Genomic DNA, 20,270 nt, shown 5'->3' with positions numbered 1-20,270 from the left:
CGGCAGCTCCTACAGAAAATGCATTTCAATCCAGTAATTGCATGTTGTTTTATTAGAGCGCACGAGCACCGCGAGGCTGCGATCGAGGTGTATCAGGAGAAATGTTTCGCAGCCTTCGGCAGCTCCTACAGAAAATGCATTTCAATCCAGTAATTGCATGTTGTTTTATTAGAGCGCACGAGCACCGCGAGGCCGCGATCGCGGTGTATCAGACAGACCGCCATCGCTGCCTCGCGGTGCTCGTGAGCTCCTACAGAAAAGCATTCCTAATCAGTCATTGATCAATCAAGTTCGTGATCCGGAATCTCGGCCAACCCTAAAGTCGTTCGGCTATTGCCATTGATCCTCAAAGGTCGCGCATCCTGTGCCTTCAGCGACACCTCAAGCTGCCCCCACGCGGGACGAAAAATTCCTGTTTTGACGATCTTCAAATCAATGAAGTCCGGGCCATATTCGAGGGTCCAGTTAATCAGCAGGCTGCTGCCGTTCTTCCACTCGTGGCTGATGCCATCATCTTCGAACAGCACCCCGTTTGCGGAGCCTGAGGGGGCAGGAAAAATCACCAGCTCGCGATGACGATCAAGGGATGAGTCATTGAGCTTGTGGCATTCACCGGTGGCAATTGCAGCGCCTCCTCGAACCAGCAATGGCAAGCGTTCCAGCGGTGCAGCGAGAGACACGTATTGGCCGCCTTCGTACCATTCACCAGAATGCCAGTCGCACCAACCTGTCTCGTTAACCGGTAGCCAGACTTCGCGCGCGCGTGCGCCTTGTTCTACAACGCTGGCGACCAGCATGTCCCGGCCCAGCAGGAATTCGTCGTTCTCTTCGAAGGTCTGCGGATCGTGCTCGTGGTCCAGAAAAGTCGGCCGCAAAATGGGCTCGTCTTCATGACTTGCTTGCCACAGCAAGGTATAGAAATAAGGCATCAACCGGTATCTGAGGCGGATGGCGTCGCGGATCGCGTCGGTAACGGAGGGGTGCATCCATGGCTCGTTTACGGTGCCGTCGTCGTTCCAGGAATGAATAGTGAAGCGCGGGTGCATCACACCGTTCTGGACCCAACGTAAAAAAAGCTCAGGATCCGGCTTGTTGCCCGAGAACCCGCCGACATCGTGCCCCACGTTGTACAACCCTGACAGACTCATGCCCAGGCCCATCCGGGTGTTGTAGCGGAGGGTGTCCCAGTTGGTCCGGTTATCGCCGCTCCAGGTCTGAACATAGCGCTGCATCCCGGCGCAACCCGAGCGGGAGATGAGGTAAGGGCGTTCTGAAGGTGCGAATCGCTGCTGCGCCTCCAGCGAAGCTCTCATCATTAACAGCGCCATGACGGGCCGGATATGTTTGATCGCTATCTCGCGACCAAAGCCCTGGCAGCGTGCCTCGCCGTCCCACACTTCATATTCGTTGTTGTCGTTCCACGTGCAATCAATGCCCATTTCCAGAAGCTGCGAGGTGACGTTTGACTGCCACCAGCGGATGCTCTCTGGATTGGTGAAGTCCAGGTGCGAGCCCTCGTCGTCCCAGAAAACCGACCTTTCTGGCTGGTCGTATTCCGAGTCGGTCACGAACAGCTTCTGATCTGCCACTTCTGGGTAGCGTGGATGATCCTGCAGCAGGCACGGTTTTATGTTGGCAATCAGCCTGACTCCGGCATCACGGTACGCTTGCGCCAGCGCCTCTGGATCCGGGACTTTGTCGTAATTCCAGTTGAACACATAGCGTTTGTCGCCAATCGACGTATACCCGGATGACAGCTGAAACGAGTCACAAGGCATCTCGTGTTGCCGACAGAGATCAAGGAAACCGAGCAACTGTTCCTGCGCATTGTCAGCATCGGTGTAGTGCATGGTTGAGCCGCTGTAGCCCAGGCTCCATTTAGGCAGGAACAAGGTGCGTCCGGTCAGGCGGACGAAGGCCTTGGTCACATCGAGTACGCGCGGCCCTGCAATAACCCAATAGTCGAGATCCCCCGCGTCCGCTTTGTAGCGACGATACGGGCGATGGTAATTATCCAGCTCGTTGCCCAGATCAAAGACGCTGGTGTTCAGGTTGTCGTAGAACATCCCGAAACTTGCGTCTTGCTGCTGGGTAATGACGAACGGAATGTGCTTGTAAAGCGGGTCAGTGCTCGCCGCGTTGTAGCCCATGGCGTCGAGATTACGCATTTCAAAACGTCTGCCGGTGCGGTTTAAATCACCGGTTTTTTCCCCAAGGCCGTAGTAGCGATGTTCAGGGGCGCGCAACTGATAATGCTCGACGCCATCACCATGGGCGTTGAGTGAGTAGGCGCCGGTGGGACGATCCGAGACCAGCGGCTTCCAGGCCAGGCCGTCGTGGAATTCCCATTGCAACCACAGTGGCCGATGCACCGTTACGCGCAGTTTTTGGGTGGTCAGTATCAGTCGGTCCTGGAGCTCTTCGAGCTGAAATGCGGGCAAGGAAAAACCGGCGACGGACTCACGAGACCGACCTTCCCAAGGGACATCCTCCTTGGGCGCAATGCTCCAGGTTCGATCCAGTTCCAATGTGCCTGCGCGCATCAGCAGGACACGAGCCAAACCATCTTCGAGCATATGGATGCGGAATACATGCCGGTCCTCGACCAGCAGCTCGATATAGCCTTCTTTTCGTGCGTGGAACTTCCAGTTTTTGAGTGATTTCATTGTGGGTGCACCACTTCAGATTTGGGCCTGGATTTGGACTGGGTACGGTCCGCGATAAACATGATCATGAAAATTGCCCCTATAAAATCAAAGAGCCCCATGGCGATGAACAGTGGGTTAAAGCCTATTTTGTCGACGCTGACACCGATGATCAGCGAGAAGATAAAGCTGGCAATCCAGGCGCAGGAACCACGCATGCCGTTAACCGTCGCCAGTTCATCCCGATCAAAGGTCTCGACCACCAATGCACTCAACATGCAGGAGATAATCTGGTGGCCAAAACCGCCGACTGAAATGAGCGCGATCGCGACATAGGGATCTTTCACCTGAGTCATGACGGCTAACGAAAACATCAGAAACGCGCCCGTGATCGAACTCGCAACGATTGAGTTGACCCGCGTGCATTTGAAGATTCGGTGGTAGGCACGGGAGAGATAACCGCTGGCGATACTGCCCAGGTCTGCTGCCAGAAAAGGCACCCAGGCAAACAGAACGATTTGCTTTAGGTCCATGCCTCTCTCATTGGCCAGATACAGAGGCACCCAGAAACTCATGACCGCCCAGGCGGGTTCAGCCATGAAGGCGGGAAGGGCGATTCCGTAAAACCTTTTGTCCCGACCGATCTTTTTCAGCGCTTTGAAAAACGGCATTTGCTGGCCGGTTATTTCGCCGTCTTGTTGGATGTGTTCCCGCTCAGCGGGAGAGAGGCGAGGGTGGATGGCTGGCGCGTGGTAAAGCCAGGCCCAGAGGCCAGCCCACACCAGTCCGATGCCACCGGAAATCAAAAATGCGCCCTGCCAGCCCAGCGAAACGTGAGCCAGATAGATGATGGGCGGCGCTAACATCGCGCCCAACGAGAAGCCGACGCCAGCCCAGCCTGCCGCGACAGGCCGTTCCTTTTTCGGGAACCAGTCGCCGATGGCTTTGGCATTCGCGGGGGTGGCGGCAGCCTCCGAAGCACCCATGAAAAAGCGCAGGATCGCCAGGTGTACCCAGCTCGCTGCGCCCGCATGCAGCAGACACATCACCGACCATATGACGGCACATATCACGAAGCCGAGTTTCAACCCGACAGCATCGATCAGCCATCCGCAGATGGGCTGGAAGAGGGTGTAAGCCAGTTGAAAAGCGGCGACTACCCACGAGTATTGTTCAGTCGACATGCTGAACGTGGATTTCAGTTCCGGGGCCAATATGCCCAATGAGTTTCGGGTGATGTAGTTGACGGTGACGCCAAGCAGAAACAGGGAGAGCATCCACCAGCGCAGGTGCGGGATGAATTTTCGCTTGGCCGAAAGTCGAGCATTGCGGTCGATATCGATAGTCATCAATTCTTCGCCTGTGCCGGATTTTCCGGCGTTTTGTTTTTATTTGAGGCTCAACGCTAGGGCAACGGCTTATGCCCCGTACAGAACTAACGATGTATAAATTTACATTTTCTTAGTGAATCGATTGGTGGAATCCAGACCACGCTAGGCCTTGTGGTCTTTTTCTGATATGAAAGCTTTTACATAAATTGTCTCAATGGATCAGTCGCTGTGGGCAAGCTACGCATTACTGAGATCGCTGCACAAACAGGTCTGTCGATTGCGACGGTTTCCCGAGTGCTTGCCGGTAAATCAAATACTAGCGCGGCAACGAGGCAGAAAGTGTTGGCGGTGGCGCGCCAGCATGGGGTGATGGAAGACCTCGCCAATGGCCGGTTTCTGCTTAACGGGCTGACCATCTTTGCACCCTCGCGTGCCTTTAACGTCCGCTCGGATATCTTCTACTACAAGGTTATTCAGGGCATCACCCAGGCGGTTGCGCAGCATGATGTTCGAGTTCGTTACTGCGAACTTGAGGAGGTCGACAGCGACGCATTGTTGTTTCTTGAAAAGATGAATCAGAAAGAAACCGATGCAGCGATTCTGATCGGCATTGATGATCCGCACATTCACCAGCTGGCAGCGGATTTCAGCAAGCCTGCTGTGCTGATCAACTGCATTGATCGCAGCATGCGCCTGCCTTCCATATCGCCCGACCACTTTTTGATCGGTCATTTTGCGATCAATTACCTGTTTCAGATGGGTCATCGAAACGTACTGACATTGCAGTGCCTCAGGCGCTACACGATGGATCTGCGCATGCGTGGGATTCGCGACGCCTGGAAGGAGCAGAATCTCGAGTTTGTCGACGCGAACCATCAGATCATTACCGAAGGCTTCAGCAGTGCCGAGGCGGAAGCGCGGGTGGCGGCTTTTATCGCAGATTGCGCACCTGATGACCGACCTACCGCGATTCTTGCCGGGGGCGATTTCATGGCAGCCGGTGCCGTGAAAGCGCTACAGAGCGCTGGTTTGAGGGTGCCTCAGGACGTTTCTGTGATGAGTATGGATGGCTTCAATCTGGCTGACATCAACGACATACCGCTCACCACGCTTCACGTCCCTCGCGATGAGTTGGGGGCGGAGGCGATCAGGGTATTAAGGCAACGTCTCTTCGAACCGCGATCACCATGCGGCAATCTTCTACTGGGCGGGCAATTGATCACCGGCAGCTCGGTGCGGCGTATCAAACACAGCGCGCAGCAGACCCCGGTGTATCAGAAGATTATTTATGATTGATCGGCGCAAATCCGGTAGGAGCATATTCATTCGCGAAGGGGCCGGTACATCCAGAGCATTTGCATCGTCGGGAATGCCGCCTTCCCGGATGAATCCGGTCCCACAGGATCGGGGTGAACGTGAGGAAGGTGCAGACCCTGTGGGAGCGAATTCATTCGCGAAGGGGCCGGCACAGCCACAGCATTTGCGTCGTCAGGGATACCGTCTTCCCGAATAAATTCGGTCCTACCAGTTTGCGTTGAGCATCAGCCTTGCACAAATCCGGTAGGAGCGAATTCATTCGCGAAGGGGCCTATACCATCACAGCATCTGTGCGATCAGAAATGCATTCCCTGTGTGAGCAATTTTCTACCCATCAAGCACCAGGGACATGTCCGGATACCTGGCACACATGAAGTCGACAAATGCCCGTACTTTGGGAGCCGCAAGCCGCCTGGATGTATGCAAAACCCACAGCGACGGCTCGACACCCGACACAGTCCCCCACTGAACCAACTCACCTCGGGCAAGCTGGTTCCAGGCAATGGACTGTGGAATGAGGGCCGCACCGCCCCCGGCGATAGCTGCATCGCGGACCATCAGCAATGAAGAGAAGCTCATTTTCGGAATCGGCTCCAGGACCAACTGCCCGCCATCGAGACTCCAGTGGGTGGGCTGGAACGTTGAAGTCACGATGCCCGGAACGGGCCTGATTGCACCGGGCATAGGCTTGGGTATTTCAGGCGCCGCCACGACGATCAGCCGGTCTTTGGCGAAGCACCTGCCGACCAGGCTGCTGTCCGGGCCTGGATTGATCCGGATGGCGACGTCGTATTGCTCCTCCACCAGATCGACCATGCGATCTTCCGCAACCACCTCAATCAAGACTTCCGGATAGGCCGCACAGAACTCGGCGCCGATACGGCCCATCGCGAGCTGAGAGAACAAAATCGGTGCCGCGACCCGCAAGCGTCCGCGAGGCGTTGAAACGCCTTCGCGGGCTGCCGTCATGGCTTCGGTCACCTCACTCAGCGGGCCTTCAGCTCGAGACATCAGCGCCTCGCCCGCTTCGGTAAGTTTCAGGCCGCGGGCGCTGCGCTCAATCAACCTCACGCCCAGTTGCTCTTCAAGGTCGGCGATTCGGCGCGACAACGTGGCTTTGGAAACACCGCTCGCACGGCTTGCCTTTCCCAGCCCTGAATGGGTGGCGACGAGCATGAAATCGATCAGCGCGTTCAGATTCATGGTGTTCCATATTTGCAACGAGGTGTCTGGATTTTGGGGTCTTCGTTTTATAAGTGCAACGGATTACTTTCTCGTCAAGGTCGTTGCGGATTTCACTCGCAGATCAACTTCAAATCCTCAGCAGGAGTTTCAATATGAGCATTCTGGTTACTGGTGCCACCGGCACTATTGGTTCACTGATCACCCAAGGCCTTGCTGACGCGGGCGCTGACGTCAAAGCTCTCGTCCGCCAACCGGGCAAGCGGACCTTCCCCGCGGGCGTCACTGAAGTGGTCGCAGACCTAACCGATGTAGCGTCGATGCGCGAGGCACTGTCGTCGGTGCGTACGCTGTTTCTGCTGAATGCGGTGACGCCTGACGAGGTCACCCAAGCCCTCATTACGCTGAATCTTGCTCGCGAGGCGGGCATTGAGCGCATTGTTTACCTGTCGGTGATCCATGCGGACAAGTTCACCAATGTCCCGCACTTCAACGGCAAGCATACGGTTGAGCACATGATCGAGACCCTCGACATGCCCGTGACTATTTTGCGTCCGGCTTATTTCATGCAAAACGATCACATGGTCCAACAGACCATTCAGGATTACTCGGTTTATCCAATGCCAATCGGTTCGGCAGGTGTTTCCATGATTGATGCGCGCGATATCGCAGACGTCGCCGTCGCAGAGTTGCTTCGCCGCGACAAGGCAGCCTCTGCGCTGGATCGTGTAACGCTGGAGTTGATCGGACCGCAGCCGCTCACCGGTGCGTCTGTGGCGAAAGTCTGGAGTACCGCGCTGGGTCGCGAGATCGCCTACGGCGGTGATGACGTTGCGGCTTTCGAAGGGCAGCTCGCTTCATACGGTCCCAATTGGCTGGCGTATGACATGCGCCTGATGATGGCGGGGATTCAGAAGTTTGGCATGCAGGCAAAAGAAGGAACCATTGAGCAGCTTCAGACCATCATTGGGCACCCATTACGCACTTATGAAGACTTCGTGCGCGAGGCTCTTGCTGAGGCTTAAGCAACCCGCGATACAGCCACAGCCTCTGTGTCGTCAGGGATACCGTTTTCCCGAATAAATTCGGTCCTACCAGGTTGCGTTGAGCTTCAGGCTAGCGCAGATCCGGTAGGAGCGAATTCATTCGCGAAGGGGCCGGTACAGCCACAGCATCTGCGTCGTTGGGAATGCTGTCTTCCCGAATAAATTCGGTCTTACCAGTTTGCGTTGAGCTTCAGGCTTGCGCAAATCCGGTAGGAGCGAATTCATTCGCGAAGGGTTCGGTACAGCCAAAGTATTTGCATCGTCAAGAACGCCGACAACCGCTCACGCCGTCCGGGTAACCGTTAACACCACCGCAGCGATTCTTTCTGCCTGAGCGTAGTTTTCGGTTTCCAGTTCCTCGCCGAATACATCCGGGTCCATCTCGCGATAGGACCACGCGAAACCTGGGCGATCAATCAACAGCAGGGCGTGTTCAAGGAACAGATCCACTCCGTCGACCCATGGCGTGCCGGTGTACAGCAACAGGCTACCGCCCATTGCCAGGCGACCCATCGCTTGCTCGACGATGCGTACGGAAAGCTCTGAACCCAGGCGTCCGCCGCCATGACGATAGGCGCGTTTCTGGCTGTCCTGCATATAAGGCGGGTTGGCGACGATGAGGTCGAATTCGCCGGAAGTACTTTCCAGCAGATCGCTGTGCCAGGCGTGCACGTTTTCGATCTCCGCCAGTGCAGCGTTGACCGCTGTAAACCTCAGGGCTGTCGGATTGATATCCAGTGCCAACACTTGGGCGTTGGGTCTGGATTTTGCGATGAGGATGGCTCCCATGCCGCTGCCACAACCAATATCAGCCGCAGTGCGCACCGGATGCATTGAGGTTCTCAGATGCTCTTCAATGGCCTGGGCGAATCGGTAGGTGTCGGGGCCGAAAAAGACTGCATCGTTTGAAATGGTCGGGAAGCCGGAATGCACGAAAAGCAGGTCCTGCAGGCTCGACCAGCGTACTTCACTGAGTAACAACCCGGCATGGGCGCGGATGATTCCGCTGGCCAGCAGGGCGTTTATTTCCGCCTCTGGCAGCAGGTTTGTTTCAAACGGCCGGTTCCAGCCAAAGATATCGCGCAGGTTACGAGCCTTGCAGTTTTGCTCGCGCTCGTTATTGCGCTGATGGGTCAGGGGCGTCACCGTGACGAACTTGTACTCATCGGCCTGTAGTCGACGACCCAACTGAACGAGTGCCAGGTCATGGGTCTGTTCTTCAGTGTTGGGTGCATTAGTAAACGATGACGATGCAGTGGTGTGGTCCATCACGCTAACGATCCTTGAGCAAGTTGGCTGGAATAGGCCCGAGTGGCGATCAGGCCCTCAGGCGTCGAGTGTTGGGAAGGGGACAGCAGACTGATCAATCGCTCAGTCGAGCCGTTAGCTTTAGGTTGCTTTGGCGATACAGAGGCGGGTGTCGCCCGACGCCGGAACCGGGCACGAAACGGGTTGCTGTTGGCCGAAGCACTTTCGTCAACCCATTCCCCTGCGATCCAGTCACGCAGTAGCTGCATTTCATAGCCGCTGAATACACCAAACATCACCGCTCCCGGGCCGTCGATCAGTTGCCAGAAGCGACTTTGGGTCGGATCCTGATTGCGTTTGATCCAGCCTTTGTTTTCAAGAGCGGTCAGGAACGCGCGGCTGCGTCCGGGCTCGCCCAGCCACTGGTTGATGGTCAACCCGTCCAGACGGCAATAGTCCGAATGCATGTACTGACCAAAGGAACGCTTGCGCTCCAGCATGGCCACGACTTCGTTCTCCAGATCAAAGCTGGCGATGACTTCTTTAGTGCCGGTGCCCAGTTCGTTCAGGGCATAGCCAGCGCGCAGCCGCTCAATGAATTCATGCCGGGTGTCATCTGTTGGCAACAGATCGAGAACGGTTTGCACTGCTTTGTGGGCGTGGCCGTTACTGGCATTGTCGATGGTGACGTGCAGCGTGAAATAGTACGGATCGATGTTCAGTTCGTTGAGCTCGAACGAAGTAATCAACAAGTGCAACGGAAGCTGCTCATAGCCCAGGTTGTACCCGAGCAGCTCTGGCAGGTACTCGTCACCCAGTTGCGCGAGTGCGAGCTGAATGGCGCCCTGGACGTACAACACGTCTTCCAGTTGTTCGGTGGGCGCGCAGTCGTGATCAGCCAGAAGCTTGCGGTACAGCACCACATGATTCAGAGCGGGATCGCCGTCTCCCAGCTCTTCTAGGTAGGTACGGATCAGACCGTGATAGCGCCAGTCGTCGGTGTGTTTTACTGCAGCGTACAGCCAGGCCCCATCCACCAGTTTGGTCGGTGCTACCTGTCTTAGAAAATAAAGGGCATGAGCCTTGCTTCCGAAGAATTGCCTACCTGCGCCTGCATGCCGTACTTCGAGATACTCTCTGTACGCACTGGCGACAACACTTGCCTTTCCCTCCATCCACGCGGGCATCTCGCTGAGGTCTTCAGGAAGATCCACGGGACATTGCCGCGCTTCGTGAAGATGGACTTCGAGAAAGTGGCGAAGCGTACGGACATCCACCTGTCGGGGATCGCTCAACAGCTGGTGGTAGAGGGTTCTGGCATCTGCATCTGAATGCATTGCCGGGTTCAGGCGATCATCAAAATTGCGCAGAGAGTTCATAAGGCAGCCTACAAATGTTCTTGGTATGTAGGTCTGAGGCGGGGGCTTCCGGATAAATTCCAAGAATGTGTAAAGGGCTGGACGGGTGGTGCGTTTTTTTGAGTTGAGGGGGAAAAGCTGTCGATCGACTTGAAAATCCGGATTCACCCCAGACTGACACGCCGCCTTACTGTAAACCCCATATATAGATTTCTGCTTAGGCACTGTCTCTTGTTGACTGCTGCCTTATGTAGGAGCCGAGCTTGCTCGCGATAAGGCTGGGCGCGATCTAAAGTGAACCGCGTCCAGCCTTATCGCGAGCAAGCTCGGCTCCCACATTAACAGCCCAAGTCTTTAGGTAACGCCATAAGGTATTTCAGGTCAATGGGTTATGCGCGTTGGCAGGCACTGTTGGCTCACCCCTCACAAAACCTCAACCGATTGCCAAACGGGTCGTAAACCTCCAGCACTTTGCCCCAGCCTTGCTCGACGATGTCCGGTCGGCCGTAGCCGTAGCGCTTGGCCTGTAGTTCATCGCGAAGCAGTTCGATATTTTGCATCGGGATGAATACCGTCGAGCCGGGGCTGGCATCGCCGTGGTGTTCGGAGAGGTGCAGTTGCAGGCCGTTGCGGGTTATCCCCAGATACAGCGGCAGATCCGCTTCGAACCGGTGCTCGAATTCAACGCTGAAGCCGAGGAAATCGAGGTAAAACTCGCGTGCCTTGGTTTCGTCGAACGATCGCAGAATAGGAATCGATTTGTCGAAGGTGATGCCCGCCGGGGCAACTTCGTGGGTGAGCAGCGCTGACGCAGTGTTCCAGTCTTTATGGCCCAGTTGATGGGCGACCAGTTCAAGGGCGGCGGAGTGGGAAATGTCCTGATGGGACTTTGCGAGGTCGGCGCGCAGCCGCTTGGCCATTTGCTTGGCGTGTTCGATGGATAGCATGAGAGCTCCTGGAGTCGAGGCTTTCTGGTGCTCGCATTGCCAAACCTGGACTATCAAGAGATGCGACAGGATTCGGAAGAAACCATGCTTTCACCTTTCCCATCGGGAGCGAGCGGCAGGCAGCATTGGCCCGCTGCGATCATACACAGGCGACACCGGGGACGGAATGCAGGGAATGAAAAAAGCCGCTGCCAGATGACAGCGGCGCTTGCAGATCAAGCCTTGGTCTAGAAGATCTATTACCAGCGATCACGGCCTCGGCCATGATCGTAATCCCGGCGGGGCCTGTGGTCGTAATAGCCGCCACGGGGCGGGTCGTAGCGGCGGTATTCGACCGCACGCACCGGGACGTAACGCACCGCTTGATACTGGGGTTGATAACGCGGCTGATAACGCGGTTGTGGCCGGTATTCCTGATAGCGCGGGCGGTCATTGTCCCTGCTCGAGTGGCTGATCACAGTAGCCAATACCGCACCCACGGCTGCACCGGCGATAACGGGGACGATCACGTCGCGTTCATTGGCGGTAGCGGCCCCGGCGACGAGCAGGCTACCGGACAGAATCAGGACTTGGGTCATCTTCGAAAACATGGTGTCTCCTTTGGCGAAAGTAAGTGGGTTCGCCATGGACGTATGAAACACCCGTTTCATGTAAGCGGAGGTCTGGATTCGGTAAAGGTTTGGTAAAGCGCCCGCAAAGAACGTCAGTCGGTAATGACGCTTTTGATGCGACTGGTCAGCTCATCCATGGAGAACGGCTTGGTCAGCAAATGCATGCCGGGCTCCAGCTGTTCTTCCCAGCCCAGCGCGTTATGGGCATAGCCGGTGATGAACAGTATTTTCAGGTCAGGGCGCAGACTGCGTCCGGCGTCTGCTACCTGGCGGCCATTGATACCACCGGGCAGACCGACGTCAGTGACCAGAAGGTCGATGTGCCGACTGGACTGGAGTACTTGCAGCCCGCTGGCGCCGTCCTCTGCTTCGATGGCGGTATAGCCCAGATCTTCCAGCACCTCGCGGATCAGCATGCGCACGGTGTGTTCGTCATCAATCACCAATACCGTTTCGCCACGTTCGGCCAGCGGCGGTGGCGTCAGGGCCAATGGCGTTTCGGAAGGCGCAGTCTCGCTCCGTGACCGTGGCAGGTACAAAGTCATGTTGGTGCCCACATTCATGATCGAATGGATGTGCACGCTACCGCCCGACTGACGCACGAAGCCGTAGATCATCGACAGTCCCAGGCCGGTGCCTTCGCCCATGGGTTTGGTGGTGAAGAACGGGTCAAACGCGTGGGCAATCACGTCGCTGCTCATGCCGCTGCCGGTGTCGCAGACACTCAGGGTCAGGTACTCGCCTACAGGCAAATCCCGTTCGGCGGCGGCCCTGGCCTGCAGGGTGCAATTGCCGGTGCGGATGGTCAGGGTGCCGCCCTCGGGCATGGCGTCGCGGGCATTGATGCACAGGTTGAGCAGGGCGTTTTCCAGTTGATTTGGATCGACCTGCGTCAGCCACAGATTGGCGTCGTTCTTGACTTGCACATTCACGGCGGGGCCGGTCGTGCTGCGAATCAGCTCAAGCATGCTCGCGACCAAGCGATTGACGTCGGTTGCGATCGGTTCCAGGGTTTGGCGGCGCGAGAAAGCGAGTAATCGATGGGTCAGTGCCGCTGCCCGACGCGAGGCGCCTTGTGCCGCGTCGAGGTAGCGGTCTATTTCACCGACGCGATTCTGCGCGATCCGCCGCTTGATCATCTCCAGGCTGCCGGTGATTCCGGTCAGCAGGTTGTTGAAATCATGAGCCAGACCGCCCGTCAGTTGGCCGACGGCTTCCATTTTCTGACTCTGCCGCAGTTGCTGTTCGAGCAGACGCTGAGCCGTCATCTCGATGCCGACGCCTGTACGCCTCACTGGCTCGCCGGTATTACTGAAATACGTGTGGCCGCGAGAAAGCACCCAGCGGACTGACCCGTCGGGATGAACGATGCGGTATTCGAGTTCGAGGTCGCCGCTGTTGACCAACCCGCCTGCCATGGTCTTGCGCAGCGCGGCCAGGTCATCGGGGTGAACGTTGGCGAGAAAATCCTTGCGCTTGATGCCACTGGCGGCCTGCACCGGGTCAATGCCATACAACTCGCTGATACCAGCGTCGCAGTAGAAACAGTCGCTGGACACTTCATAGGTCCAGACTCCAACCCCGCTGACCGCCGAAAGGGCAAGACGGGCGAAATCCATGGAGTCATACAGCGCCGTCTCGCCGGTCTCCTCGGCCGTCACATCTCGCGCTCCGGCCTCGGGAACTTGCATGAGCCGCAGAGTCGCCTGGCGCGCGTCTTCGACACTTGCGTAATGCCCGTCGCGCACCTGTGCTTCAAGCAGTGCGGAGAGTGCAAGGTCGAGGGCCAAGTCCTGAGGTGCCCGGTAGGACATGCGCAGTTCTCTGTACGGAGGAAAGTGAGCGAATCGGCGATTATCACACAAGCGAGGCAAAAAGCCGTGAATGGTGAGATGTCACTTTGATTGCAGTTCGGGTTGGACAGCAAGAAGCAGGGTGTTATCCGGTTGGATAGCGGGTTTGATACAAGCTCCAATCCAGCAGGAGCCCAGCATGACTTTTCGGATCACAGGCCTCTCCTCGGAACCTTTCCAGACGCTTTTTGGTTTATCCGACGACGCCTTGAAAGCGCTCGGCGTAAAGCGTTACCACGTCGATAAAAAACCAGGCTTCCCTGACCGCATCGAATTGCTGGACGCGGAAATTGGCGAGACGGTGCTTTTACTGAATCACGTCTGCCAGCCGGCCATGACCCCTTATCGCGCGACTCATGCGATTTTCATCCGCGAAGGGGCTAGCCAGACTTACGACGCTATCGATCAGGTTCCTGAGTCAATGCGCATCCGCCTGCTGTCGCTGAGGGGCTATGACGCGGAAGGGATGATGATCGAAGCTCACGTCGTGGAGGGCGTGGCGATAGAGCCGGTGATCGAGCAGATATTTGCCAATCCAGAGGTCAGTTACATCCATGTTCATAACGCGCGCAGAGGGTGTTATGCGGGGCGGGTTGATCGGGGATAGGCGCGGCTACGACGGGTTACGCAATATCTGTTGGAGCGAGGCTTGCCCGCGAACAAGGATGGCTCGGTGTATCTGATCCATCTTAATGACTGCTTCGCGGGCAAGCCTCGCTCCAACAACATCCCGGCACACAGTCTCAGATGTTCAACATTTTGTTTCGGCCAAACGCCATAATGCCGCGGTTGATAACGTCTGGGATTGAGCTCTGTGAATATTCGTAAACCCATCGACGGTCAGGCTGCGGTCATGATGACCGTGCTGTGTACCGTATGGGGTCTGCAGCAAGTCGCGATCAAGGCCGCTGCACCGGACATTGCGCCGATTTTCCAGATCGCCCTGCGCTCAGGCTTTGCGGCATTGATGGTCGGCGTGTTGCTGATGCTGCGCTGGCACCAAATGAAACGCAGCGGCACCTGGCAAGCCGGGATCATGGTCGGTGTGCTGTTTGCGCTGGAGTACCTCGCGGTGGGCGAAGGGCTGCGCTATACCTCGGCCGCGCACATGGTGATCTTCCTTTACACTGCACCGATATTTGTCGCCATCGGTCTGCATTTTCGGTTCCGCAGTGAACGGCTGACGTTGCTGCAATGGATCGGGATCCTCATCGCTTTCTCAGGTGTCGTGCTGGCGTTCTATGCCCCCGCAGCCCCCGGCGTATCAGTGCTGCATCAGCGGATTGGTGACGGGTTGGGTTTGCTGGCGGCTATTCTGTGGGCCGGTACGACCCTCACCATTCGCGGCTCCAGACTGTCCGACGCGCCCGCACCGCTGACACTGTTCTATCAGTTGGCCGGGGCCTTTGTGATCCTTGCGTTGATGGCTCTGGCCACCGGTCAAACGGGCATCAACCTGACCACCGTTGCGGTCAGCAGCCTGGCTTACCAGACCATCGGCGTCTCGTTCCTGAGTTTCCTCGTCTGGTTCTGGCTGCTGGGCCGCTATCTCGGTTCGCGCCTGGGTGTGCTGTCGTTCATGACGCCCTTGTTCGGCGTGGTGTTTGGTGTGTGGCTGCTGGATGAGACGCTGGAATCCTCCTTTGTGATCGGCTCGGCACTGGTGCTCGCCGGCATTCTGCTGGTGAGCGGGCACGATCTGTTAAGGCAGGTGTTACACAAGCGCGCCCTTGGCAGGCAGTAGGTTCTGCTCGATCCAGTCAGCGGCTGTGGTCATTTCAATACCGTGGGTGGCGTTGAACGTGCGGGTTTTATCCCAGGCGACGCCTTTGCCCAGGGCAAACACCGCCCGGTATTTGCAAAGTGAATCCTCCGGCGCTGCGGCAAGAGCGGCGTTCAACTGCGTGACTGTCCATTCCACGCGAGACAGCGTGCGATCAAGCTTTTCGTCGAGGATGTCCGCCAGTTGTCGATAGCTCAGCGTATCCCCTGCGACGAACACCACCTGGTTGATCAGGCGGGGTTCGGCAAAGATGATCTGCGCCGTCAGCTTGCCGATGTCCTCTGGCGTGGTGACGGTGACCTGCGTGTCCCAAGTGCCCAAGGCGTGAACCGTATTTTTAGCCAGCTCGACCACCCCAAACGCGGGCTCGAACAGGAAGCTGGTAAACATCCCGGTGGAAATGATCAACCATTCGGTTGTGCGCTGCGCCCGTAAAAGCTCGCGGACTTCGAGCTGCTCATCAAACAGGTCCTGCGGGCTGCCTTTACCGATCACGTCATAGTCCACGCCGAACTGCCACGGCACATAGCGCTTCACGCCTGCCTTGAGTGCCGCCTGAGTGAGCTTGAGTTGGGTGCCCGCGCCAGCAACAAAGCCAACACAGCTGGTGACCGTATCAAAATGCCGAAAATGTTCGGCGAGTGCCTTGATGGAATCGTTGATCACGTCGGCCTGCAAAATATGGATGCCCAGCGTTCGGAGTTCTTCAAGTGCACGTTTTTTCGAACTGTTTTGAGTGGCGACAGCGGAGGGTCGCAGCAGCACGGTGATGCGCGCTTTTGCGCTGTCAGCAGTCATTGCAGCCAGCTCGCGCAGGACTTGAGTGCCCAGCTCTCCGGCCCCCAGTACGAGAATGTTGTCGGTTTTCACAGGCTTGGTCAGTTGCATGAATGTCCTCCGGATAGCCGCTCAATGGCGAGCGGTTGTTATCCTGTCACCATTGAGACGCGGCCATAAGTAGGCACACGAGTGATCCTGGGGGGCGAATGGACAACGAAGAAATCATCAGGCAATCGCAAGCGGCCTGCGAAGCGCTGAGTGCGCAAGACGATGGTTTGAAGCGAGAAGTGCTGACCCATGCGGGTAATCGCTGGTCACTGGGCATCGTTCACACGCTGGGTGTGGAAGGGCGGCTGAGGCATGCAGAAATCGCCAGGCGCATGACTGGCGTGACACAGAGGATGTTGACCCGCAGCCTGCGTCAGCTTGAAAGGGATGGTCTGGTTTTACGTCGGGATTACAACGAGGTTCCGCCACGCGTCGACTACGAACTGTCGGAGCTTGGTCGCGGATTGCTGGTGCAGATGATTCCGCTCTGGATGTGGGTGGCGGGCAATGCAGAGGGTTTTCGCGAGGCTCGTGAGCGGTACGATGCGGTGGGTCTGGTGAAGGTGGAGTGAGTGTACAGATTCCGAAAGTGGAACAAATGCGCCATCTGGTTCGACCAGGACGCTGTCGTGCCGTAAGCGGGAGATCTGTAGGAGCTGCCGAAGGCTGCGATTGCGGTGTGTCAGGCTTAGCGCTTTCGCAGCCTTCGGCAGCTCCTACAGGGGGAGCGGTGTGTACTGGCTTCGCGGTGAACCTGTAGGAGCCAACAAGTTGGCTCCTCAGAGGTCCTTCGTTTGCTACGTCAGGCCGGTTCGTACGGAGAGTAATCCACATAGCCTTTGGCATCGCCACCGTAGTAGGTGTCGCGATCCGGGGTGGTCAGTGGCCAGCCGTTTTTCAGGCGGGCGACGAGGTCCGGGTTGGCGATGAAGGGTTGGCCGAAGGCGGCAAGGTCAATCAAGCCGGCATCCACCAGATCCTGCGCGCGCTCCAGCGTCATGTCGCCCGCGAGAATCAGTGCGGTGTTGCCCAGTTTGGCTTTGCATTCCTTGAGCAATTCGCGCAGCGCTTCTTCCTGTGCAGCGGAGCTTTCACCGGCCATGAAGAAGTGGGTCTGGTCCATGACGTGGACGTAGGCAATGCCGCGCTCATTCATGCCTGCGCAGAGCGCCGCGTAGGTTTCATCGATTTCAGGATAGATCGGCATATCGAACAACTGGCCGTACGGCGAGATACGAATGCCAACTTTGTCTTTACCGATTCTGGCGCTGACGGCATCAACCACTTCGAACACGAAACGCAAACGATCATCGAGGTTTTTTGCGCCATAGCGATCAGTGCGATCGTTGACCAGCGGGTTCAGGAACTGCTCAAGCAGATAGCCATTCGCGCCGTGAATTTCCACGCCGTCAAAACCTGCATCGATAGCGTTTGCAGCCGCTTGAGCGAAGTCTCCAACGACTCGGCCAACTTCTTCAGTGGTCAGCGCTCGCGGGATGGACGTGTCAACGAAGCCCGGCTCGCCGTCCTCGGTGTAACCGAATGCCTTGCCACCTTGGGCTGGCTTGGTCGTGGAACTGACCGGGGCTTTGCCATCGACCTGAATAGAGGTGTGAGAAACCCGGCCGACATGCCAGAGCTGGGCGAACATCTTGCCGCCAACGCTGTGGACGGAGTCCGTCACCAGTTTCCAACCCTTGATTTGCGCATCGCTGAAGATGCCGGGGTTGAACAGATAACCCTGACCTTCACGAGAAATCGGCGTGCCTTCTGAAACAATAAGGCCCGCGGTGCCGCGTTGGGTGTAATGCAGCGCAATCTGTTCGGTAGCGATGTCTTCAGGCGCACGGGAGCGAGTCATCGGCGCCATGACGAAACGGTTATTCAGCGTCAGGCCGTTGAGGTCATAGGAGGCAAAAAGGTCAGTCATTAATCGAAGTCTCCATGGACAGAATCTGGTTCCAGCGAGAAGCCCGCGGTTACAGGGCATTCTCGGCAGATGAAAGTGACCCCCATGGTAGGTTGTTGCTAAAGCAGCCACAATTGAGCGGAAAAGCAAAAGACTATTGCTGTATTAGCAATTGGTGGTTTTACTGGATGGATGTGCCGCGAAACGATTTGCTGGACTCGCATTGGTCTGTAGGAGCTGCCTCGGTGTCCCTTAAACCACTCTGTCGCGAGGCAAACACGGGACCTGTAGGAGCGCGCTTGCCCGCGATAGCATCAGCGCAGTCGATATATTTATCGGCTGAGAAACCGAATCCCGGGCAATATGGATCGCCACCCCAGTCATTCCCGAAGAAAAGTATTCAAAATCAGATAGTTGTAGTTTTTTTATAAGTACCGCCTGAGTTTTCCCCATGCACCTAAAAGCCCACAGATTCTTCGCCATGGTCGCCGTCACCGGTAGTTTTTCCGCGACGGCGCGGCACTTTCAGGTGCCTGCTTCTTCGGTATCCCGCTTCATTGCAGCATTGGAGCGGGACGTGGGGCAGCAACTGCTCTATCGCAATACCCGCGCAGTGAAACTCACCGACGCAGGCGAACGTTACTACGTGCAGATCCGTGAAGTTCTGGAGTTGCTGGACGCGGCGGACGAGGAGGTCAACGGCAAGGTCGGCGATATTCGCGGCCTGGTGAGGATCAATGCTCCGGTCGCCTTTGGTCATTTGCACATCGTGAAGTTATTGAATGGCCTTTATGATAGGTACCCCGAGCTGACTGTCGAGTTGAACGTCACCGATGCGTTCATTGATCCCGTTCTGGAGGGCACCGACATCATCTTCCGGGTCGGGCAACTGCCTGACTCTGGCTTGATAGGCCGCAAAATTTGCGATCAGCGCTATTTGTTGTGTGCGAGCAGCGAATATCTGGAAAAGCACGGGCAACCGACTTCTCCACAGGATCTGCGTAATCATGCCTGTCTGGTTTACAAAGGCGTGAGCGGCATACAGCGCTGGCATTTTCGCCACCCCGGGCATGATGCCGAAGAGGTCATTGACGTCGACGGGCCGTTACGAAGCAATAACGGCCAAGTGTTGATGGAGGCTGCGCTGGCGGGCAGGGGGATCGTGTTGTTTCCTTCATGGCTGTTCAATCAGGCGCACTTGCGAAGCAAGGAGCTGATCCAGCTATTGCCCGAGTGGGAGGGGGCTGTCGAGCCTTCGTCGAGCCAGATCCATCTGCTGTCGCCTGAGAATCGCCTTCGCTCGCAGAAAGTGCGGGTTGTATGGGATTATTTTTTGAATGCGATCGGTACACCACCTTATTGGGACCGAGTGGAGTAACCGGTGGTGCCATCATGTAGGAGAAAACAGCGCCACTAATGGCGAAAGGCTTACATCGCGTGCTGCTGATCGTCCATTTACCCCTGTGTCTTATAAGCGCAATCTAAACCCATCAACCGAAACGCAGGAAGCGCTTCGGAGGTAAAGGATGACCACCATGGCCCGGATGGCTACTGACAGGATGTTGGAATGGTATTGATGAAAAGTAACCCGCTTCGGCGGGTTTTTTCATGCCTGCGTTTTATGCCTGTTGGGCTGTAAACTGTTCACGCAATTGAGTAAGTGACCTTTTTACTTTCCAGACACGAGACCTTCATGGCAAACCAAGACATCACTTTCGTCCCGGACCCTGATTCGGACTCCATCTCTTCCGACGTTGCCGGTTTTGGTGGCTTATTGGTATCCACGCAGATTCCGACCCATGCCGACGGTAGCCTGGAACTGGGCGATATCACGCTGCAAAGCGAATGCACCTTGCAAGCGCTGAAAGTAGCGCTGGAAAAGGCTGGCAGCTCCATGGATCGGGTATTGCACCTGACCATTTACCTCACCGACATGGCCGACCGCGCCGCATTCAACGAAGTGTACAAACGCTTTTTTGCCAAGCCCTGGCCCGTGCGCGCCGCCGTTGGCGTGGCTGCGTTGGCAGTTGAAGGCATGCGTGTGGAAGTGACGGCAATGGCGGCTAAAGGGTGAAGTAAGGCGCAGCGATTCGAGTCGCCTGAACTACCTCCGTCCTGAATGAATTCGGCCCTGCAGGCTCATCGTGAACCCGAGACCGTGCGCAAACCCGTGGGAGCGAATTCATTCGCGAAGAGGCCGGTACATTCGATG

At 56.7% G+C, this 20,270-nt stretch carries 18 protein-coding genes; 8 read left to right on the top strand and 10 right to left on the bottom strand.

What is annotated here, in order from left to right; translation table 11 throughout:
- Nucleotides 1-281: 281 nt before the first annotated feature.
- Nucleotides 282-2,666, bottom strand: coding sequence for a glycoside hydrolase family 31 protein (locus RX972_RS00905; RefSeq protein WP_316872188.1), 2,385 nt, complete (start codon nucleotides 2,664-2,666; stop codon nucleotides 282-284).
- Nucleotides 2,663-3,994 (bottom strand): MFS transporter, encoded by a 1,332-nt coding sequence (locus RX972_RS00900; RefSeq protein WP_122708454.1) that lies wholly within the window; start codon nucleotides 3,992-3,994, stop codon nucleotides 2,663-2,665. Before RX972_RS00900 ends, RX972_RS00905 begins: the two co-directional genes overlap by 4 nt.
- A 210-nt stretch (nucleotides 3,995-4,204) precedes the next feature.
- On the opposite strand from RX972_RS00900, the gene RX972_RS00895 reads away from it, so the two are divergent.
- Nucleotides 4,205-5,272, top strand: coding sequence for a LacI family DNA-binding transcriptional regulator (locus tag RX972_RS00895; RefSeq protein ID WP_316872187.1), 1,068 nt, complete (start codon nucleotides 4,205-4,207; stop codon nucleotides 5,270-5,272).
- A gap of 348 nt (nucleotides 5,273-5,620) precedes the next feature.
- Here RX972_RS00895 and RX972_RS00890 read toward each other — a convergent pair whose 3' ends face one another.
- On the bottom strand, nucleotides 5,621-6,496 hold the full coding sequence (locus RX972_RS00890; protein ID WP_316872186.1) for a LysR family transcriptional regulator: 876 nt from the start codon (nucleotides 6,494-6,496) through the stop codon (nucleotides 5,621-5,623).
- A 134-nt stretch (nucleotides 6,497-6,630) separates the two neighbouring features.
- Here RX972_RS00890 and RX972_RS00885 point away from each other — a divergent pair, with 134 nt between their 5' ends.
- Nucleotides 6,631-7,500: an NmrA/HSCARG family protein gene (locus tag RX972_RS00885; RefSeq protein WP_316872185.1), complete on the top strand. Its 870-nt coding sequence runs from the start codon at nucleotides 6,631-6,633 to the stop codon at nucleotides 7,498-7,500.
- Between the two features lie 303 nt (nucleotides 7,501-7,803).
- Here the strand turns inward: RX972_RS00885 and RX972_RS00880 are convergent, their stop codons facing one another.
- Together RX972_RS00880 and RX972_RS00875 are read right to left on the bottom strand one after the other, a co-directional pair.
- Nucleotides 7,804-8,790, bottom strand: coding sequence for a class I SAM-dependent methyltransferase (locus tag RX972_RS00880; RefSeq protein ID WP_316872184.1), 987 nt, complete (start codon nucleotides 8,788-8,790; stop codon nucleotides 7,804-7,806).
- A complete protein-coding gene (locus tag RX972_RS00875; protein ID WP_410478181.1) occupies nucleotides 8,790-9,944 on the bottom strand; it encodes an iron-containing redox enzyme family protein in 1,155 nt (384 codons plus the stop codon). The genes RX972_RS00880 and RX972_RS00875 overlap by 1 nt, the downstream gene beginning before the upstream one ends.
- Between RX972_RS00875 and RX972_RS29350 the strand changes: the two genes are divergently transcribed.
- Nucleotides 9,846-10,100, top strand: a complete 255-nt coding sequence (locus RX972_RS29350) for a hypothetical protein (protein ID WP_410478183.1) — start codon at nucleotides 9,846-9,848, stop codon at nucleotides 10,098-10,100. The genes RX972_RS00875 and RX972_RS29350 overlap by 99 nt on opposite strands.
- A 443-nt stretch (nucleotides 10,101-10,543) precedes the next feature.
- Here the strand turns inward: RX972_RS29350 and RX972_RS00870 are convergent, their stop codons facing one another.
- The 3 genes from RX972_RS00870 to RX972_RS00860 form a co-directional block, all read right to left on the bottom strand.
- Entirely contained in the window at nucleotides 10,544-11,074 is a 531-nt protein-coding gene (locus RX972_RS00870; protein WP_316872182.1) for a glyoxalase superfamily protein, read from the bottom strand.
- 239 nt (nucleotides 11,075-11,313) lie between these two features.
- Nucleotides 11,314-11,664 (bottom strand): hypothetical protein, encoded by a 351-nt coding sequence (locus RX972_RS00865; RefSeq protein ID WP_231670424.1) that lies wholly within the window; start codon nucleotides 11,662-11,664, stop codon nucleotides 11,314-11,316.
- Between the two features lie 113 nt (nucleotides 11,665-11,777).
- A complete protein-coding gene (locus RX972_RS00860; protein WP_316872181.1) occupies nucleotides 11,778-13,499 on the bottom strand; it encodes a PAS domain-containing hybrid sensor histidine kinase/response regulator in 1,722 nt (573 codons plus the stop codon).
- 178 nt (nucleotides 13,500-13,677) lie between these two features.
- Between RX972_RS00860 and RX972_RS00855 the strand changes: the two genes are divergently transcribed.
- Nucleotides 13,678-14,145: a DUF1203 domain-containing protein gene (locus RX972_RS00855; protein ID WP_316872180.1), complete on the top strand. Its 468-nt coding sequence runs from the start codon at nucleotides 13,678-13,680 to the stop codon at nucleotides 14,143-14,145.
- Between the two features lie 207 nt (nucleotides 14,146-14,352).
- Nucleotides 14,353-15,282, top strand: coding sequence for a DMT family transporter (locus tag RX972_RS00850; RefSeq protein ID WP_231675284.1), 930 nt, complete (start codon nucleotides 14,353-14,355; stop codon nucleotides 15,280-15,282).
- Here the strand turns inward: RX972_RS00850 and RX972_RS00845 are convergent.
- Nucleotides 15,253-16,209, bottom strand: a complete 957-nt coding sequence (locus RX972_RS00845) for an aromatic alcohol reductase (protein WP_316872179.1) — start codon at nucleotides 16,207-16,209, stop codon at nucleotides 15,253-15,255. The genes RX972_RS00850 and RX972_RS00845 overlap by 30 nt on opposite strands.
- Nucleotides 16,210-16,307: 98 nt before the next feature.
- Here RX972_RS00845 and RX972_RS00840 point away from each other — a divergent pair, with 98 nt between their 5' ends.
- Entirely contained in the window at nucleotides 16,308-16,721 is a 414-nt protein-coding gene (locus RX972_RS00840) for a helix-turn-helix domain-containing protein (protein ID WP_316872178.1), read from the top strand.
- A 230-nt stretch (nucleotides 16,722-16,951) separates the two neighbouring features.
- Here the strand turns inward: RX972_RS00840 and RX972_RS00835 are convergent, their stop codons facing one another.
- The gene (locus RX972_RS00835; RefSeq protein WP_316872177.1) at nucleotides 16,952-18,079 is read right to left on the bottom strand and encodes an alkene reductase; all 1,128 of its coding nucleotides are present in this window, start codon (nucleotides 18,077-18,079) and stop codon (nucleotides 16,952-16,954) included.
- A 430-nt stretch (nucleotides 18,080-18,509) separates the two neighbouring features.
- Here RX972_RS00835 and RX972_RS00830 point away from each other — a divergent pair, with 430 nt between their 5' ends.
- Nucleotides 18,510-19,436, top strand: a complete 927-nt coding sequence (locus RX972_RS00830) for a LysR family transcriptional regulator (protein WP_316872176.1) — start codon at nucleotides 18,510-18,512, stop codon at nucleotides 19,434-19,436.
- 315 nt (nucleotides 19,437-19,751) lie between these two features.
- The gene (locus tag RX972_RS00825) at nucleotides 19,752-20,132 is read left to right on the top strand and encodes a RidA family protein (protein WP_087274197.1); all 381 of its coding nucleotides are present in this window, start codon (nucleotides 19,752-19,754) and stop codon (nucleotides 20,130-20,132) included.
- The last annotated feature ends 138 nt before the right edge of the window (nucleotides 20,133-20,270 follow it).

Source organism: Pseudomonas syringae group sp. J309-1 (genome assembly GCF_032582135.1).
GTDB classification, from domain to species: domain Bacteria; phylum Pseudomonadota; class Gammaproteobacteria; order Pseudomonadales; family Pseudomonadaceae; genus Aquipseudomonas; species Aquipseudomonas quasicaspiana.
This window is presented reverse-complemented; position numbering and strand designations above follow the sequence as displayed.

Excerpts from the sequence above, each read along its gene's own strand:
- RX972_RS00905 (WP_316872188.1), bottom strand. The coding sequence starts at position 2,666 with ATGAAATCACTCAAAAACTGGAAGTTCCACGCACGAAAAGAAGGCTAT.
- RX972_RS00900 (WP_122708454.1), bottom strand. The coding sequence starts at position 3,994 with ATGACTATCGATATCGACCGCAATGCTCGACTTTCGGCCAAGCGAAAA.
- RX972_RS00890 (WP_316872186.1), bottom strand. The coding sequence starts at position 6,496 with ATGAATCTGAACGCGCTGATCGATTTCATGCTCGTCGCCACCCATTCA.
- RX972_RS00885 (WP_316872185.1), top strand. The coding sequence starts at position 6,631 with ATGAGCATTCTGGTTACTGGTGCCACCGGCACTATTGGTTCACTGATC.
- RX972_RS00880 (WP_316872184.1), bottom strand. The coding sequence starts at position 8,790 with ATGGACCACACCACTGCATCGTCATCGTTTACTAATGCACCCAACACT.
- RX972_RS29350 (WP_410478183.1), top strand. The coding sequence starts at position 9,846 with ATGAGCCTTGCTTCCGAAGAATTGCCTACCTGCGCCTGCATGCCGTAC.
- RX972_RS00875 (WP_410478181.1), bottom strand. The coding sequence starts at position 9,944 with ATGGAGGGAAAGGCAAGTGTTGTCGCCAGTGCGTACAGAGAGTATCTC.
- RX972_RS00870 (WP_316872182.1), bottom strand. The coding sequence starts at position 11,074 with ATGCTATCCATCGAACACGCCAAGCAAATGGCCAAGCGGCTGCGCGCC.
- RX972_RS00865 (WP_231670424.1), bottom strand. The coding sequence starts at position 11,664 with ATGTTTTCGAAGATGACCCAAGTCCTGATTCTGTCCGGTAGCCTGCTC.
- RX972_RS00860 (WP_316872181.1), bottom strand. The coding sequence starts at position 13,499 with ATGTCCTACCGGGCACCTCAGGACTTGGCCCTCGACCTTGCACTCTCC.
- RX972_RS00855 (WP_316872180.1), top strand. The coding sequence starts at position 13,678 with ATGACTTTTCGGATCACAGGCCTCTCCTCGGAACCTTTCCAGACGCTT.
- RX972_RS00845 (WP_316872179.1), bottom strand. The coding sequence starts at position 16,209 with ATGCAACTGACCAAGCCTGTGAAAACCGACAACATTCTCGTACTGGGG.
- RX972_RS00840 (WP_316872178.1), top strand. The coding sequence starts at position 16,308 with ATGGACAACGAAGAAATCATCAGGCAATCGCAAGCGGCCTGCGAAGCG.
- RX972_RS00835 (WP_316872177.1), bottom strand. The coding sequence starts at position 18,079 with ATGACTGACCTTTTTGCCTCCTATGACCTCAACGGCCTGACGCTGAAT.
- RX972_RS00830 (WP_316872176.1), top strand. The coding sequence starts at position 18,510 with ATGCACCTAAAAGCCCACAGATTCTTCGCCATGGTCGCCGTCACCGGT.
- RX972_RS00825 (WP_087274197.1), top strand. The coding sequence starts at position 19,752 with ATGGCAAACCAAGACATCACTTTCGTCCCGGACCCTGATTCGGACTCC.